The organism is Pseudoalteromonas sp. MMG005, from assembly GCF_018101015.1.
Classification (GTDB): Bacteria; Pseudomonadota; Gammaproteobacteria; order Enterobacterales; family Alteromonadaceae; genus Pseudoalteromonas; species Pseudoalteromonas aurantia.
In genome coordinates this window covers 82906-100147 of record NZ_JAGJEK010000016.1, presented here as the reverse complement: position 1 = coordinate 100147, position 17242 = coordinate 82906, and the positions used below count along the sequence as shown (strand labels likewise).

The 17242-nt window shown below is 42.3% G+C and carries 15 protein-coding genes; 8 read left to right on the top strand and 7 right to left on the bottom strand.

From position 1 onward, the window contains the following. Window positions 1-122: 122 nt before the first annotated feature. The gene (locus J8M01_RS14025) at window positions 123-1343 is read left to right on the top strand and encodes a mechanosensitive ion channel domain-containing protein (RefSeq protein WP_192506019.1); all 1221 of its coding nucleotides are present in this window, start codon (window positions 123-125) and stop codon (window positions 1341-1343) included. Here the strand turns inward: J8M01_RS14025 and chrA are convergent. Then, complete coding sequence (gene chrA, locus J8M01_RS14020) at window positions 1305-2429, bottom strand: chromate efflux transporter (RefSeq protein ID WP_211049718.1); 1125 nt, start codon at window positions 2427-2429, stop codon at window positions 1305-1307. The two genes, J8M01_RS14025 and chrA, sit on opposite strands and share 39 nt — an antisense overlap. Before the next feature lie 178 nt (window positions 2430-2607). Between chrA and J8M01_RS14015 the strand changes: the two genes are divergently transcribed. Together J8M01_RS14015 and J8M01_RS14010 are read left to right on the top strand one after the other, a co-directional pair. After that, window positions 2608-3408 (top strand): transporter substrate-binding domain-containing protein, encoded by an 801-nt coding sequence (locus J8M01_RS14015; protein ID WP_247671137.1) that lies wholly within the window; start codon window positions 2608-2610, stop codon window positions 3406-3408. 67 nt (window positions 3409-3475) lie between these two features. Then, the gene (locus tag J8M01_RS14010; RefSeq protein WP_210996847.1) at window positions 3476-4099 is read left to right on the top strand and encodes an OmpA family protein; all 624 of its coding nucleotides are present in this window, start codon (window positions 3476-3478) and stop codon (window positions 4097-4099) included. Between the two features lie 240 nt (window positions 4100-4339). On the opposite strand, the gene J8M01_RS14005 is transcribed toward J8M01_RS14010, so the two are convergent. Further along, window positions 4340-6901 (bottom strand): serine hydrolase, encoded by a 2562-nt coding sequence (locus J8M01_RS14005; protein ID WP_211058403.1) that lies wholly within the window; start codon window positions 6899-6901, stop codon window positions 4340-4342. Window positions 6902-7069: 168 nt separating this feature from the next. Next, entirely contained in the window at window positions 7070-7417 is a 348-nt protein-coding gene (locus J8M01_RS14000) for a rhodanese-like domain-containing protein (RefSeq protein WP_192506015.1), read from the bottom strand. A gap of 132 nt (window positions 7418-7549) precedes the next feature. Between J8M01_RS14000 and J8M01_RS13995 the strand changes: the two genes are divergently transcribed. Beyond that, window positions 7550-7852, top strand: a complete 303-nt coding sequence (locus J8M01_RS13995) for a metalloregulator ArsR/SmtB family transcription factor (RefSeq protein ID WP_211049727.1) — start codon at window positions 7550-7552, stop codon at window positions 7850-7852. Window positions 7853-7964: 112 nt separating this feature from the next. On the opposite strand, the gene J8M01_RS13990 is transcribed toward J8M01_RS13995, so the two are convergent. Next, window positions 7965-8642 (bottom strand): nitroreductase family protein, encoded by a 678-nt coding sequence (locus J8M01_RS13990; protein ID WP_211058402.1) that lies wholly within the window; start codon window positions 8640-8642, stop codon window positions 7965-7967. Between the two features lie 119 nt (window positions 8643-8761). Here J8M01_RS13990 and J8M01_RS13985 point away from each other — a divergent pair, with 119 nt between their 5' ends. After that, window positions 8762-9433 (top strand): fumarylacetoacetate hydrolase family protein, encoded by a 672-nt coding sequence (locus tag J8M01_RS13985; protein WP_348771906.1) that lies wholly within the window; start codon window positions 8762-8764, stop codon window positions 9431-9433. An 8-nt stretch (window positions 9434-9441) separates the two neighbouring features. Here J8M01_RS13985 and J8M01_RS13980 read toward each other — a convergent pair whose 3' ends face one another. Beyond that, window positions 9442-10464 (bottom strand): sulfite exporter TauE/SafE family protein, encoded by a 1023-nt coding sequence (locus J8M01_RS13980; RefSeq protein ID WP_210996842.1) that lies wholly within the window; start codon window positions 10462-10464, stop codon window positions 9442-9444. A gap of 185 nt (window positions 10465-10649) precedes the next feature. Between J8M01_RS13980 and purT the strand changes: the two genes are divergently transcribed. Further along, window positions 10650-11837 (top strand): formate-dependent phosphoribosylglycinamide formyltransferase, encoded by a 1188-nt coding sequence (purT, locus tag J8M01_RS13975; protein ID WP_211058401.1) that lies wholly within the window; start codon window positions 10650-10652, stop codon window positions 11835-11837. A gap of 8 nt (window positions 11838-11845) precedes the next feature. Further along, window positions 11846-12733 carry an aldo/keto reductase gene (locus J8M01_RS13970; RefSeq protein ID WP_211058433.1) on the top strand — a complete coding sequence of 296 codons (888 nt, stop codon included), beginning with the start codon at window positions 11846-11848 and terminating at the stop codon, window positions 12731-12733. 58 nt (window positions 12734-12791) lie between these two features. Here the strand turns inward: J8M01_RS13970 and J8M01_RS13965 are convergent, their stop codons facing one another. After that, window positions 12792-13463: a TorF family putative porin gene (locus J8M01_RS13965; protein WP_210996840.1), complete on the bottom strand. Its 672-nt coding sequence runs from the start codon at window positions 13461-13463 to the stop codon at window positions 12792-12794. Window positions 13464-13728: 265 nt separating this feature from the next. Next, window positions 13729-14895: a hypothetical protein gene (locus J8M01_RS13960; protein ID WP_211058400.1), complete on the bottom strand. Its 1167-nt coding sequence runs from the start codon at window positions 14893-14895 to the stop codon at window positions 13729-13731. Window positions 14896-15212: 317 nt separating this feature from the next. Between J8M01_RS13960 and J8M01_RS13955 the strand changes: the two genes are divergently transcribed. Further along, on the top strand, window positions 15213-17165 hold the full coding sequence (locus J8M01_RS13955) for an AsmA family protein (RefSeq protein WP_211058399.1): 1953 nt from the start codon (window positions 15213-15215) through the stop codon (window positions 17163-17165). Window positions 17166-17242: the final 77 nt, after the last annotated feature.

Here is a 17242-nt window from a genome sequence, read left to right as displayed (position 1 = left end):
CTCAATAAACCTTAGTTAATTAGGTGCCAGCAGTTAATGAGTACACAGCACTCACCTTCAAAAACCAAGATGTGGAAATACGGTGATTGTATTAGCGTAAGCTGATGAGGAGTGATTAAAACATGAGTATTGCACATATAACAGACTTAATTGAACCATGGCTTAATGGATTACCAAAAGAAGCTTTATTGAGTGCTATTTCGGCAAACAGCATTGGCTTTATCGGCGTTATTTTTGTATATATATTCACCCGTCGGTTGGTATTTCCAACCATTCAAAATACGCTCACTAAGTTTTCTCCATCGCGCTTGGGACAGCTCACAGAGCACCTCAATAAACTCACTGGTAGAATGGCGGCAATGCTCAGTTGTGTGGCATTTTTGGCATTTTATCCGCGTGTGCTCGTGGCGCCTGAATGGGTGCTATTGAGCTTTAAATCAGTGGGCCAAATTGTTCTGATTGTTATTTCTGGGTTTTTACTCAGCAGCTTAGTGAATCTTGCTCATGGGATTTACAGTCAATTGCGATTCGCTAAAGACGTACCTATACAAGGCATTGTGCAAGTTACTAAATTGATGACTTTTATTGTCTGCAGTATTTTAATCATCAGTTTGTTGTTAGATAAATCACCGACTTACATACTTTCAGGTTTTGGCGCAATTGCTGCTGTGACTTTGTTAGTATTTAAAGACACAATTTTGGGGCTGGTTGCATCCATTCAAATTGCTGCAAATCGATTGGTGACAATTGGTGATTGGATCCAAGTAGATGCATTTGGTGCTGATGGCGAAGTCATTGATTTAGGGCTAAATACGGTAAGAGTGAGAAATTGGGATAACACGGTGACAACCATCCCCACTTATATGCTCATTACGGATTCTTTTAAGAATTGGCGTGCGATGCAAGAGTCTGCGGGTAGAAGAATAAAACGGGCGTTGTTATTAGATATGCATAGTGTCGTTACGTTAAATGCAGCCAGCGTGACGCAGTTGCAAAGTGTGTTCCCTGAACTTTTAGACGTTGGCGAGTTACCACAGCCCATTACGAATGTTGGATTGTTCCGCCGTTATGCAGAAGCATATCTGCGTAAGCATAAAGATATTAACCAAGATTGTGTGCTAATGGTGCGGGAACTCGCGCCTCAACACCATGGTTTACCAATTGAATTCTATTGTTTTAGTGTGAATAAGCAATGGGTTTTTTATGAACACTTACAAGCCGATATTATGGACCATATGATAGCTACAATGTCTGAATTTGAGTTGCGCCCGTACCAAACAGTATCAGGGCAACTACAAATAAACTCACGACAAGAACAGACCCAACGAAGCGAAGGCGATTAACATCATCCAAATTGGTGGCTTGAACAGTTTCATACAACTAAACCCAATAACGACAATGGCAATATGCCATAGATTAGTAACGCTTGATGACCAGATAGGCTGATAAAATGCAGCCGCGAGTAGGCCAACAACAGCCGCATTAATTGCCGCAGTTACACTGGCAAATTTTGGTAAATTACTCAATGCATGCCAACTATGGTGGCAGCTATACATAAGTAGTAAACCGGGCAAAAATACAGCAAGGGTTGCTATAATAGCACCAAACCAGACATTATCAGGCTGTGTCACAGCACCCAAATAGGTTGCAATAGTAAACATTGGACCCGGCACTGCTTGCGCCGCGGCATAAGCGGTTAGAAAGCTTTCTTGAGAAAGGTGCTCTACGCTATTTTGCAACAGGGGTAGCACCACATGACCGCCGCCAAAAACCAAAGCCCCAGCTTGGTAAAAAGGCGCATAGAGATAGTCTGAGAAACCGAAAAATGATAGGACAAATAACCCGACGAAAAGGGCGAGGGCAGGCCAGTGCCATTTGCCGACTTTCGATGTAGTGCTATCGGGTATAGGGCTGAAGCGGTAGAGCATCCCCATAGATGCAGCAATCACCAGCAACCAAATTTGGCTAAATATACTTGGAGAAATAAGTATAAATAAGGTACTTGCAAACGTAACGAGTTTGAGTGCGGTGGTTTTACAAAAGCTCTTTGCCATTGATAAAATAGCGTCGGCGACAACGACCACGGCAAAGAGTTTTAAGCCATGAATGACGCCAGTCAAATTGTCTTGTAATTGGGTTGCGCTTAGAGCCAGTACTACCATGATTAAAAAAGAAGGTAGCGTGAAGCCAATAAAAGCTGCAATACCTCCTAACAGGCCTGCACGTTCTACGCCAATAGCAAAGCCGACTTGACTGGAACCTGGGCCTGGTAATATTTGTGATAAACTGATCATCGAGCTATAGCGCTCGTTTGATAACCACTTGAGGTTATCAACAAAGTGTTTTTTGAAAAAGCCAAGATGGGCAGCTGGACCACCAAAACTTGTACAGCCTAACAAGAAAAACTGATAGAAAATACTCAATACCATGGTTCACCTTATGTTATGGTTAGCACTTCAGCCTTACATACAATTATGACATTTTTGTGACTATGCGATGTAGTATTTTTTCGCTATGCTTAAGTTGCCTTTACTTAAATAGTTTATGTCTTTTAAGCGCGATAAAAGTGTGCTGCAGGTTGTGATTAAAGAACAGAGGTATAATAATTTGAAATGGTCTTTTGTCAGCTCATTGACGTTGATATTGCTACTATTATTAGTCAATATTGCACATGCTGACCATGATAAAGTGTATGTGGCTATCGATCATGCGCCTCCTTATAGTGTCATCACTGATGAGGGAGATGTGTCAGGGCTGATAATTGATATATTAACGCAACTACAGCCATACGCAGAGCGAGGTTATAAAATAGAGCCTGTTCCATGCCCTTTTTCTCGCTGTTTGAGAATGCTAATACAGGGTGAAGTTGATGTATTAGGGGGGCTTATACGCACCCCCAAGCGCGATAATCTAATACGTTTTGTCACGCCAGCCTATATGGCACTGCCATCCTCTTTTGTATTTTACGCTAAGCAAAGTAGTAGCATTGTCGTCAATAACTACGCAGATTTGAAAAATAAGCGCATTGCCGTGATGCGTGGAGGCGTATATTTTACCAAGTTTAATGAAGATCGCAGTCTGAACAAAGTCGCTGTGCCTTCAGAGCGTGTTGCGGTTGATTTATTACTGAAAGGGCGAGTTGACCTTGTTATAGCCGTTGAAGACACGGCGGAAGTCGCGATGAGTGTCCTTGAGCAACCAACTTCAAAATTAAAAAAGGTCGCATATAGGTATACGAACACCATATATGGGCATATGGCATTTAGTAAAGCATTTGCCAAAACGACAGTGGCAAAACAATTGATGCAGGGAATGGTGGATATTGCTCAGCAGGGTACGCTTGATAAAGTGATTGCACCCTACCATTTACCTGCTATTCCAAAAAGGCTGCTGCCAGAATCACCATAGCTTAACTTTCTATTCATTTGTTCTGAGCATACTCATGCCTATGGGAGATCAGAATGAAAGAAATAATATGAAGGCTATGGTGTATTATGTGGCTATGGGGGCAGGCCTTTTATCGCTCTCTGGATGTGAAATGACACAGGCAGATAAAGGAGCAAGCTTAGGTGCAGCCGCCGGAGCTATATTGGGCAAAGCAACGGGGAATCATAAGAATAAGCGGGTGTTTATTGGAGGGGCTATTGGCGCAATCGCAGGCGCAGCTGTAGGAGAGTATATGGATAGGCAGGAAGCCGCACTCAATGACTCGCTTGCTGGTTCAGGAGTCACTATTGTCCGAGAGGGGAATGCTATGCGACTCGTGATGCCCAGTAAAATAACTTTCTCAAGTAACCAAGCGACTATCTCTGCAGATTTTTATAGTACGTTGAACGACATCGCCGATGTTATGCATCAGTATGATAAAACACGCTTGATCATTACGGGTCATACCGACAGCGAGGGAACCACCGCATTTAATCAACACCTCAGTGAGCAACGCGCAGAGACGATTAAAAATTATTTGCTTGCACAAGAAATTGCTGCAGGACGTTTGCAAGCCGTGGGCATGGGTGAGTTTTCAAGTATTGCCAGTAATACAACAGCTCACGGACGTGCGTTAAATCGGCGGGTGGAAATAGAGATAAAGGCTAAATAAACCTCAGCTCTGGGTAAGCGAATCTGCCCAATAAAGCTATTTTTCTCACTCTCGGCGTTGCTTTCATTTGTAATAGCCCGCTATTACTGCATAAAAGCGCCTTGATATTGAAAAAAATATCATCATTGGAATGTACGTAAGTTTGTTTTCAAAATATTTCCTATTCCAAAACCCTTATCCAAACCTGAGGTTAAATAAGCGTAGTAAATTGGCGAGGTACGTATTACCCCGCCATTGTCTTTATTTTTGATATGTATATGCAAGACGCAGTGCCAGTGCTTTTATTTGTGAGAGTGCTTCGCTATGGGAATCAGAATTAAAATCTCCGTTACTGAGTAAAACAATACCATTTTGAGTATGTGTATCACCAATGAGGTAGGTGAGCACACCAGGATCAGCACCATCGTGGTGAATAATGGCTCCATCTAAATTCCAGAAGTAACCAATATCTCGGCTTGATGTTGGCACATCTGTTTGCGATGACAGCATATCTTCGACTACCTTAGCGGGCAGTACTTGCTTATTATTTAACACCCCTTGATTCATTGTGGCTTTCAAAAACTTCGTAAGGTCGTTCACTGTGGAAATAACAGAGCCATCTGCATACGTAATGGTGCGGTAATTTGGGAACTGCATTGGTTGCATCGTTTCTGGATCTATATAAAGCCTTTGGGCAACGTCGTTTGAGGGTATAGCGAGTCCCCAACTCGTGTCTTGCATGTTTAACGGCGAAAATACATAACGGTGCGAGAGTTCAGTAAATGACTCGTTGGTTTTTTTTTCAAGTGCATACGCTGCTAATGATGTTGCGATGTTCGAGTAAACTTGGACCTCACCAACAGATAAGTTGTATTGATGAATGAAATTTTGGGGACTGTTTAATTCTCCACTACGTGTTAAGTATTGCTCGAATAAGTTGGGTAAGCTCGGATTCACTTGGTTAACGCAGTTACTGCTTTGCGTCATTAGGTTATATAAGCTTACATAGTTGTCTAACACGTAATATGTGCAATTGTAGACTTGCGGGTTGTCAATTATGCCACTGGTATGGGTGATAAGATGGCGTAGTGAAATTTGTTCAGCTTGTTCTTCGGGTATAAAGAGTGGGAACGGCAATAAAGGCGCGACGGCCTCGTCTAACAATATTTGCTTATTGTGAACTGCTTGAGCAAGGGTGGCGCCAACTAGCGTTTTGGTCACTGATGCCAAGAAAAAAGGCGTATCGGCTGACACTGGCGAATGTTGTAAGTCTTTAACACCGAAGCCTCCTGCAAATACCGTTGAGCCATTATGTATCACTGCAGCCGATAGTCCAGGTAAGTTATGCTCAGACATAATACGATTAACCTGCTCTTCAAAAGTCGTAACGCTAATCGGGAGGTAGCTTTGTTTATTTAATAAAGACAGTACATGGTCATAACTTTCAAACCGATTAGACTCAAGTTCAAAGCTTGAAAAGGCGGATACATCAATATTGGGTTGTAGGCCTGTTTGCTCAAAGCTTTCGCCTTGAGCATTACGATATACTTCGTTTGAGAGACCGACCTCCCATCCATTTGGCAGATTGAAAGAGAGAATATCTGAGAATTCTCCAGAAGTTTCTTCACCTACTTGAGTTACATGAGGGAACTGTAGCATCGCCATCGCAAATACTTCTGCAGCACTTGCGGTGATTTGGCTAGTAAGTAAGTAGATAGGCTTGTTATACGGGGTATTATGTTGTTTCACAAGTGAACGATATGGTGAACCCAAGCCGGTTTTGTTGATGGCTTGTTTATTAAAAGCCAGAATGTCTTGGGTCGCAAATCGCTGTGCGATAGTCAACGCTAAGTCATCACTGCCGCCGGTGTTGATACGAATATCTAGAATAAGTGCTTCAGTTTCGGCCAAATCAAGCATGATTTTATCTAAATGACGCTCCAGTGCAGCCATGTTTTCAGTCGATGTTGCTTGAGGATGCGTATGGAAGTTCGCCATGTTGTTGATAGTCAATATACCAACATTGTCAGCGGTTTTACCCCAAATAAAGGTTTTCAATGTATCACCCGTTGGAAATGTATTCAGACTTGATGGTGAGATATATTGAGTGAGTGTATTTTCATAGGTAGACAATATGTAGTGCGTGACAGCTTGCTCATTGGGTTGCTCACCGTGTCGTAACGCGCTATTCGCCAACCCTTGTATTGCGTCAAATAGTGGAGAGGGTTTGCCTACCGAAAATGCTGAAAAGTCAGAGCTGAGGCTGACATGGCCGTCTTTTAACGGCGCAATCATAGCCGCAAGCACCTCAAACAAGGCTTCTTTACTCATTGCATTTGTAACACGAGGTCTAAATGTCTCGTATTGTGTTTGCCAATTTACATTCCTTAATTCAAAAAATGCATAATAATCATTAAATGTATGCCAAAAGTAGTCAAAGGTTTGGACTGCAGATATGTCATTGGTGGTGTCTATAGGTGTTAAGCAAGAGGTTGGCAATCCTGTTACTTTATCAAACCGGGAGATGACTAACTCTCCTTGATAAGCAACATGTAATTCGTTATTAGAATGTCGTTTAAGTTGGTCAATTTCGGTAGGGAGTGCTGTTCCTCTGATAAATGAGTGAGTGTTCATGCAACCGTGTTGGTTATACTCGAATCGACTGATCTTATCTTTGGTGATTTCTAACACTTCCCCATAGGCTGTTTTGTTCCAAATACCTAATAAGGGATCTTGATCTTTGTTATCGTTATGGCTGTTGCACCCAGCGAGTAACAGTTGTGTGGTTAGCAGTATTCCTATGAATCTCGTTTTTTCAAACATAACCGGTTCCTTTTGCACATTTGTAACGTTGGAGATATTTTATACATGTGCATAAGGAAGATGCTGTGAGTAATTATTAAGCAATTGTGATGAAGCGTTAATGGGTCCCTACAGTTTTATACAAAAAGGCGTCACCACTGTGTTAAAGAGAGTCGAGCGTAAGATAAATTATTTAAAGGCGTCGTATATCTCTGCAAATTTACAGGTAATAACACTAATATCTTGGTAGCCTAATCGTGTCAGCTGTTCAGCGGCAAATATGGCTCGTCCGCCTGTCGCACAATGTAAGTAGATGGGTTTTTGCGCATCTTTTTCTATATTTGGTAGCTTAAATTCAAGCAACCCTCGGGGTATGTTCATAGCATGTGCTACAGCTTGTTGTTGATGCTCATTAGGTTCTCTAACATCAATCAGTAAACTTTCTTTGTTTGATAGTTCAACTTTAGCTTGTGTTGCACTGATACAGCGTTGATTAGGGCTAACTGTTTTTAAGACATCTTGTACGCTAGTGAGCATGAGGCACCTTGATATAGTTTACTTATAGAATGTTAAGTATATTTGTTATCACTATATTAGCAAGTTCTAATGTTAGACTGAAGCGCGGTAGAACACTATACTAAAGGTATACTATTTGACATAGGCAGATGCATGACTCTCGCAAATATGGCAGACAATGCTGAGCAGGCGGCAAGCTTGTTGAAAATGATGGCAAACAAGCATCGGTTGATGATTTTATGCAGTCTTGTTGAAAACGAAATGAGTGTTGGGCAGCTTAATCATAAAGTCCTGCTTTCACAATCAGCTTTGTCTCAACATTTGGCGAGTTTAAGAAAGGCAAACATTGTTAGCACGCGTAGAGAGAAACAAACGATTTACTACATGATAAGTGATGAAAAAGTGGTTGCGTTGATCACGTCACTGTATCAACTTTTTTGTCTGAAAGAGCCTTGAGTATACGCGGTGTTAGTTTGTTGGTCATGGCACTTTTTTAGCGGGTATTGAGATTGAGTGCCATAGATACAATGACTCACTCAGCATCGAAAGATGTGAGTGAGTGTTTGAGCTATAAAATGGTCGCAATATCATCGAACGGCTTTTTCACCAGAGCATGCTCTGGCACCGTGGCATCGTCAGCGGGGTAACCGGCAATTAGCAACATATACGGGCGTTCATTGTCACGGTCTCGACCGCAGATATCGGTTAAAAAGCTCATTGGTTTTGGAGTATGTGTGAGTGTAGCAAGACCAGCATTGTGCAGCGCTTGAATTAAAAACCCCGTCGCGAGTCCGACAGATTCATGGACATAGTAATTGGTATTTTTATCTTCGGTTTGGATGCCGCCTTTCTTCTGACTGAATACCGCGATGAGCCATGGGGCATGTTCTAAATACGGTTTTTGTGCGTCAGTACCCAAAGGTTTCAACGCATCTAACCACTCTTCTCCCGCGCGGCCTTCATAAAACGATTGCTCTAGCTCTTCCGCTGCGTGACGAATTTGCTTTTTGACATCTTGACTATGAATTGCGACAAAGTGCCAAGGTTGATGGTTTGCCCCGCTTGGCGCAGTCGCGGCTGTTTTTATACATGCTTCAATGATTTCCTGAGGGACGGGGCGGTCGCTAAAACTGCGGATTGAATGACGGCGTTTGGTGTTTGCTAAGTATTCATTAGCACGTTGCAGCATTTCCTCTTGAGGATATTCAACAAAATCACTCAGAGGTATATTGGCATGCTCTTTCATAGGATCACCTGATTTTTTTAGTTAGTATATGGGCAAGTTATAACCTGTGCAGTGCTGAGGCGCAACATGCGTTATAAAAATGTGAATGTGTGATGTAATTAATTAAATACAGAGAGTAAATGAATATGCGATATCAAGCGACATGGGATGATGGAAGGATCATTGACTTGCCTGTAGGGAAGGCAATATGTGTTGGCCGGAATTATGTGGCCCATGCACAAGAGCTCAATAACCCAATTCCTGATGAGCCATTGCTATTTATGAAACCCAGCAGTAGTTTTCAATCATTTGGCAGTGAAATAACATTGCGAGAGGATTTAGGTGAGCACCATTATGAAGCAGAGTTAGTTATTCTAATTGGCAGTGTCGTTGACCGAGATACCGTGAATTATGCAGATGCTGTGATTGGCGTTGGCTTAGGGTTAGATTTAACGTTACGTAGTGTACAAACACGTTTAAAAAGCCAAGGGTTACCTTGGGAGCGGGCGAAAGCCTACGATGGGAGTTGTGCATTGACGCCTTTTACACCGGTATCACAGCATCACAACTTACACGACAGTGAATATCGTTTTTGGATTAATGGAGAGCTCAAGCAACACGGTGACACTTCTTTGATGATCAACTCGGTTGAGGCACTCATAGCAAATATTGCGCAGGTTTTTTCACTCTACCCAGGTGATATTGTTATGACAGGAACTCCAGCAGGTGTCGGTTCACTTGCCCACGGCGATAAACTTCAGCTGCAGTATGAAAATGGTGAAAAATATAGCAGCACCACGATTATTACATAACAGAGACTTTAAGGCTTGGGGGGAATACGGGTTCGTCGGCTAATGAGCCCGGTTGTGAGAATGATATTTTGTACCCCAGGTTTGTATCGTGTAAAGAATATCTCGATTTTTATTTTGACCAGCAATAACCCCAATAGCAAATAGACCATGGTAGCTTCCAGCCAATTAAGTGGTAGTAGTGTGAGGGTAGTAACGGCCTCTAAAGCAATAATAAAAATAACCATGGCGAGAATAGATTTTGCCGGAAGCTTTGTCATAATAAGCCCGCCTAATGGCGCGCCTATGGCCACGATAGGTGCAGCAAAAAACCAGCTAGATATCACAAATGGTGAAGGTACAGTGTTGCTGGATAAGACGAGTACAGAACCAATGATCGCGTTGCCGGCCATCAAAGCAACCGTTGTGGGGATCACTTTTTTTGCAGGTTGCTTCATCAGAATGACATAATAAAAAAACAATAATGTATCAGCACCGGCCCCTAAGAAGCCGCTGACCACCCCGCCAATAAATGCCGCAGTTGCCAGTCTTTTACGCGCAAAAATAAGGTGATATATCTTAGGTGTATGGGTAAAGCTATCAAGCAATATAATTGCAACCAGTAATAAAAAACAAGTGTACATGTGCTTGATAACTAGGCCGCTTTCGATATGAATAAATAAGCATGCAAATTGCCCTAAGGCTGAGAAAACCAGAGCGTAACTGAGTGTTTTCCAGTCAATTTCTATTCTTTTACTGATAAAGAATAGCGTTGCAAATGACATACCGATAGATTGAATGAACAGTGAAAACACCTTTGCGTCTTCAGCAGATACCGCAAGCACTTTAGTTAAAATGGGGAATGCAACGGCGCCACCGCCTAATGGTGTCGATCCGGCGACAAACGAGCCAAATAACATTGTTAAGCCTGTTTTCCAGCTGGCTATGAGCTGTTCGACGTTGAAATATAAATAGTAATTACTGGCCCAAAATAATAGCCCAACGACAAGTGTAAACCAGTAAAGTCCCTGAATCCTTGGTTGTGTACTTAACATTAATAACATTCCATTTACTTGGTGCGGGTATTGTGCCCGTTCTCTCCACAGGGATCAAGGTTGGCTGATTATTCATCATTATAAAAACTTGTCACCCAGCGTTTTTACTGTAATAAACCTTTACTACTCAAGCATTTTTTTATTAGTCACTATAGAATACGACTCTACCTTACCAAGGAAATATTATGAAAATAAGAAAGTTAGGCACGCCTTTTTCTATATCTGCATGCAAGGTTTTGCTATGTGGGGGAGGAGAGCTTGGCAAAGAAGTGGTTATCGAATTTAAACGCTTAGGATGTGAAGTGGTTGTCTTAGATAGATACGACAATGCCCCCGCCATGCAAGTGGCTGATAGGTGCTATGTATTGTCTATGCTAGATGGTGACAAGCTTGAACGCATCATTCAACTAGAGCAACCCGATTATATCGTGCCTGAGATTGAGGCCATAGCTACGGATAAGTTAGTCGCACTGGAAGCACAAGGCTTTACTGTGGTCCCCAGTGCAAAAGCAACTCAGCTAACCATGAATCGTGAAGGTATTCGTCGACTGGCAGCGGAAGAGCTCAATATACCGACTTCAAAGTATCAATTTGTTGATACCTTAAATGACTTTAAGCGTGCCGTTGCAGAAATTGGTTTTCCATGTGTTATAAAACCAATCATGAGCTCATCAGGGAAAGGGCAAAGTGTTGTTAAGCATTCTCAAGATATCGAATTGGCGTGGCAGCATGCCCAAGAGGGCGGTCGGGCTGGGCAAGGTCGCGTAATTGTTGAGGGCTTTGTTGAGTTTGATTATGAAATCACGTTATTAACAGTGCGTCATATTGCAGGCACGAGTTTTTGTGAGCCAATAGGGCATGTACAAGAAAACGGTGATTATCAACAAAGCTGGCAACCACAAGCTATGAGTGCTTTGGCGCTAGAGCGAAGCAAAGCCGTGGCAACTTTAGTGACTGATGCGTTAGGTGGGCGTGGGTTATTTGGGGTAGAGCTGTTTATTAAAGGTGATGAGGTCTTTTTTAGTGAGGTGTCACCTCGACCTCATGATACAGGTATGGTGACCTTGATATCACAAGATTTAAGTGAGTTTGCACTTCATGTACGTGCTATTTTAGGTTTGCCCATTCCGCATATTCATTTTTCAGGGCCTTCAGCATCCAGTGTGCTTTTGGTAACAGGGAATTCAAATCGCGTGGCGTTTGACAACGTGGCAGAGGCATTGAGCGAATCGCACACCGATATTCGTTTGTTTGGGAAGCCCGAAGTTGCGGGTACTCGTCGTATGGGGGTGGCGCTTGCGCGTGATGAGTCTGTTGAGCGAGCAGTGAATAAAGCTAAAAATATAATTGAAAAAATACAGGTAGACGTGTGAGTGAAACAATGAGTTCTCGAGTGATTGACCCCTTAGTAATGGGGTTTTGGCGTTTGTTAGATTGGCAGCTGTCTGATCAGCAATGTGTGTCGTTTTTGAAAGAATGTATTGAACTGGGCATAACTCATACAGATCATGCTGATATTTATGGTCAATATGAGTGTGAGGCTGCATTTGGTGCAGCATTAAAATTGGCGCCCAGTATTCGAGATGAGATAAAGATTATTACCAAATGTGGTATTCGTCCGGCGATCGCTAAAACCGGTTTGGCAGGTAAAGCAAATCACTATGATTCAAGTTATACGCATATAATGGCTTCTGTAGTGCAGTCTTTACAGCATTTTAATACCGATAGAATAGATGTTTTACTGATCCACCGACCTGATTACCTGATGGATGCTGACGAAATGGCGAAGGCATTTAATCAACTGAAGCGTCAAGGTGATGTTTTGAATTTTGGTGTGTCTAATTTTACCCCAGCTCAATTATCTATGCTGCAATCTCGCTGTGATTTTCCACTTATAACCAATCAAATTGAATGCTCACCTTATGAAATGAAGGGGCTAGACGATGGCACACTCGATCAATGTCAGCAGCTAAGGATACATCCTATGCTCTGGTCACCATTGGCAGGAGGAAGACTGTTTAGTAATCGTGATGAAAAAGCGTTACGGTTGCAGACGACATTAAGCAAGGTCGCACAGGAGATAGGGGCAAAGTCAATCGATCAGGTGGTTTATTGCTGGCTGGCCACTTTGCCCAGTAAGCCTTCTATAGTGCTTGGCACCGGTAATCTCGCACGAGTTAAAGCGGCACTAGAGAGTGCTTCTTTATCCATGGATAGAGAGCAGTGGTACCGAATCTGGCAAGCTTCCACAGGGCACAGTGTGCCATAAAGAAAAAAGGGCTCACGGGCCCTTTTTAAATTAAAAATATGTATTAAGAATTTTGAATCTAGAGCTCAAAGTCGAGGCCATAGCTCACATAGGCTTTGACATCATCATCAGCATCTAAATCGGTTTTGACGACGCCAAGGGTAAAACCATTTTTAGCGACGCTGACGCCATAGTCCATATAAGCGTCATCTTCACTGGTCCACTCTAAAACGGTATCACCACTTGAGCGGCCAATATGGAACGACAGGTCTGTGTCATTCAATATCGTGAAACTGGCGCCCAACTCTAAATACAGCATTTCTTCCTCCGTACTTTGGTCTTCTTGTGCATGCGTTAAGTAACTTGCTTTAAAACTCAACCATTGCCAGCTTAAGGCGCCGTATAGCTCTCCGAAATCGATGCTCCCCTCAGCATCAGGGTAGGCATAGTGTATGTAACCTACGTCGTAGCCAAATTGACCTTGCTCGCCAGAGAAACCAGCATATAAGTCAAGTTCATAACTGGTTTTATTGCCAAAGTCGACATTGGATACCCAAGTACCTGCATAGAACCCAGAGTCGTCGCTATAATCTATTCCGCCGGATACTGCTGAGCCATCTTTGGTTTGTGTTATACCGCGCCAAAAATAATTCGAGCTGGCTGCGACGTTTGCGGTGACTTCGGCCATCGAGTGAAACGAAGTAACGCTCATAAATGATGATGCAACGATTAGTGGTAGTAGTTTATTCATTGTAATTCCTCAATGCGCTAGAGATGCCATGAATATTGCAATGGTTGCGCCAGTTGCAATAAAGCAAAGAATTTTTAGTTCAATATATTGATGTATAGTTGATTTTTTTATTCTTGCTAGGGTGAAGGGGTAAGTTGTTGTAAAAAAGTTGCTCAAATGTGGTGCAAAGAAAGAAAAGTTGCACGGGTATATCGCAATGCAGATATCGCTCTATTAACAGTCATAATGCGCGTGTATGGCTCATTTCGAGCCACACACAGACGTGTTAGCCAAAAATAGCACGCATTAATGAGATGGTCTCATCAACACTGCGGCCTTTTTCTACTTCAGCCACAATTGAGTCACGTTTATCGCGAATATGTTCAGGGATTGATTCATCACTGAGTGCTCGGTCAACTAAAATTTCGGCAGATTCTTTACCGCGACGCACTGCTTTTCTAGTCCCTGAGCTTGCACTGCGTGCTGGCTTGTTTAGTAATTTTATGTAGTTAGACTGATTGGCGGTTTCTTTGTCTGCATGATAAAACCAACAAGGGATCAACGCTTTGATACTGGCAAGCTGCTGCTCAAATTCATCTGCAGGTGAGGTCATAGTAAACCAAGGCATAGCGTGAATTGTCATAACAATGTCTGTCCAATAGCGCTCAAAATCACGATTGTTTAGTTTAGTGATACCTAAAGAAGAACATAAAGCGTCTAGTTTCGCATTGGTGATGGGTGTAAATACATCAGGGCGGCGCATCGCAAGTAAGCGGGTAGCTGGTGCCAGAGTTGGTTTTTCGTCACTGTTAGCAAAGGCGGTTAGATAGGCAACCATAAATTGCTGATAATCTTGCTCACTGACCCCACCTTCAAGTGGAATGTATGCGAGTGCAGTATCAAACTCGCCAGGGAAATCTGCAAATAATTGGTGGAAGCCTTTGGCATTTTTAGTTGAAGCAAACCACTCCACATCAAAATTATAAATGCTAGGATCAAGTGAAGCAGCATGTTTACCACTAAAGGCTAAACGGTCTTCTACAATCATTTCTTTCAATGGTGTTGCACGTAAGTTTGCAATGTAGTCGGTGAGTTTGAGTTGTTCTTCAAGTGCGAGCACATCGCTATGTTGTGTTACGAAACCGGTCAGTACAGGCCATGGAGTGACACGCAACGTTTTCAGTTGTAAAAAGCTGATGGCTGATCCTAATAAGTCTTGAAGCTTTTTGACTGTAGGCAACTGATGATCATCTAGCAAATCAAAGTTGATACGATTTTTAGCAATATCATATAGCTCATAACACCAACTTAAAAAGTCTTCTGGGTGTTGCTCAACTTTAACAGCCATGAGGTTTAAGCTTATCTCGGTGGCCTGTTTTAAAATACTTTGGTAAATCTGACTTTCTTGTTCACCTAGAGCCATTTTTGATGGGGAAATAAGCAACTTCTTCATATTGGCGAGAGCCTCCACACATATGCATACATTTTAATCATAATAGTTTAGCCAATAGTGAGCTAAACAGACAAGGCCGTGGATCATACCGAAGAATGTGAAAGTTACAATCACCGAAATAGATAATTGTGCCAGCAAATTGGGGGGTTGTTAGGTAATGAGTGCGTTTAGGCACGTGTTTATAAGATGAAATACTTGTTTTTCAATCACATTGATTTGTGCACTGGACTACATTCTCTCACAAACTCATTGATGATTTTATAGCGTAGCAAGGCTACTATATAGACATAGCGCAAATCAGATTTATAGGGAAAGGTATGAACGCAGTAGTTAAAGTTGTTGGCGGCTTGGTTGTCGTAGTGGTGGGTGTGGCAGTCGCAGCGCCATTTTTGATACCAACACAGACGATTATAGACGAAATATCACAGCAAGTTGAGTCGACAACCGGTAGGACTTTGCAAATAGCGGGTGATAGCACGGTATCGATATTGCCCAGCTTAAATATCACCTTAAATAATGTGCGTTTTGCAAATATGCCATCGGGAAGTACCGAACATATGCTCGCTATGGAGCAATTATCAGTGCATATTCCTTGGCTTTCGTTACTATCAGGCGAGGCTAAATTAGAGCGTTTTGTTATTAATAACCCAACAATAACGCTAGAAACTGATAAACAAGGCCAGCCCAACTGGCAGCTATTTCCGACCCAACCAAATAGTCCTGTTACTGCACAAGAACCAAATACACAAACGGCCTCAGCTGTGTCATTACCCAACGGCTTTGATATCAGTCTTGGTGAAGTGGCCATTTATGGTGGCTCAATTGCTTACATTGATGGCCAAACCGGCGCACAGCATCGCGTCGATGAGCTTGACTTAAGTATTCAGTTGCCGTCTTTGTATAAAGCATTAACAATCAATGGTGCAATTACTTATCAAGCACAGAAATTTGAATTGACTTCAGTGGTTGATACACCCGCTAAGGCCATTGTTGGAGAAACGTTCAGTGTTCAGCAGCGCCTTGATTCGCAATTACTAAATGTTGAGTTCGACGGTGTCATTGCGCAGCAAGGTAAAAACATTCAAGGCGAATTAACCCTTGCTGGCAACTCAGTTAAAGCGATAACTCAATGGCAAAACATGGCGTTATCAGCTAAAGACAACGCGTTTAATCAATTTAGTGTTGCTGGAAGTATGTCGTTTGTTGGCAATACGTTTACGCTGAAGTCTTTGGTTGCCAAACTTGATGAGTTAGAAATCAAAGGCCAAAGCAAAATTGTACTGGGGGAAAAACCGAATATTAACGCTAATATTGATTTAGGCATGTTAGATTTAAATCCTTACCTTCCTGAACCAGTAGAGCGAAAAACCTCAGAAAAAGCCGAAACTCAAACACCAAGTGAGCCCATAGTGTGGGATGACTCCCCAATTGATTTATCGGCATTGGGGCAACTTAATGCGCACGTTGTGGTGCGTTCTACGGGTTTAAAAGCCCGCGATATTACGCTGGGCAAGAATCAATTTTCATTGCGACTCAAAAATAGCGTTGCGCAACTAGGTCTAGATGAGTTCAACGCGTATGAAGGGAGCGGTAAAGGCACTGTGAAAGTGGATGCAACAGCCAGTCCTTATAAAATCGCAACAAATTTTGCGTTAAAAAACATCAATGCGGAACCTTTACTTACCGATGCCGTTGGCTTTGATAAAGTATTGGGCAAAGGCAGTATCGATTGGAACTTAACAACTCACGGACAAAGTCAAAAGCAATTCGTTTCAGCACTTGCGGGTAAGATGGCGTTTAGCTTTAAAGATGGGGGGGTTAAAGGCGCCAATATTGCTGAAATGACTCGTAAAGCCAAAGAGATGCTTAAAGGTGACTTCTCATCATTGAAAGACGGTTTAAATGCCGACTATGATCCGCAACAGAAAACCGATTTCTCAGCATTAACCGGCAGCTTTGTATTCAAAAACGGTGTTGGCCATAACAATGATTTGAGCTTAGCGAGTCCGCTCGTACGGATCAGTGGTTCTGGTGATGTGGATTTACCTAAAACTTATGTTAATTATCGTTTGGTTACCGGTATTGTCGATACTGTTGAAGGGCAAGCCAGTGCGGATAAAAGCACCGGCTTTAAAGTGCCGCTGCGCATTAAAGGGCCTTTTCATAAGGTGGATGTCAATATAGATATAAGTAGTGCCGCAAAAGATACCGTGAAAGACAAATTAAAGGATAAATTGAAAGATAAATTCAAAGGCCTTTTTGGGGGATAATCGGTTACATATAGAGTGCGTATTAAATAAAGGGCCGATTTACCGGCCCTTTATTTCATATATGAATAAAAATAAAA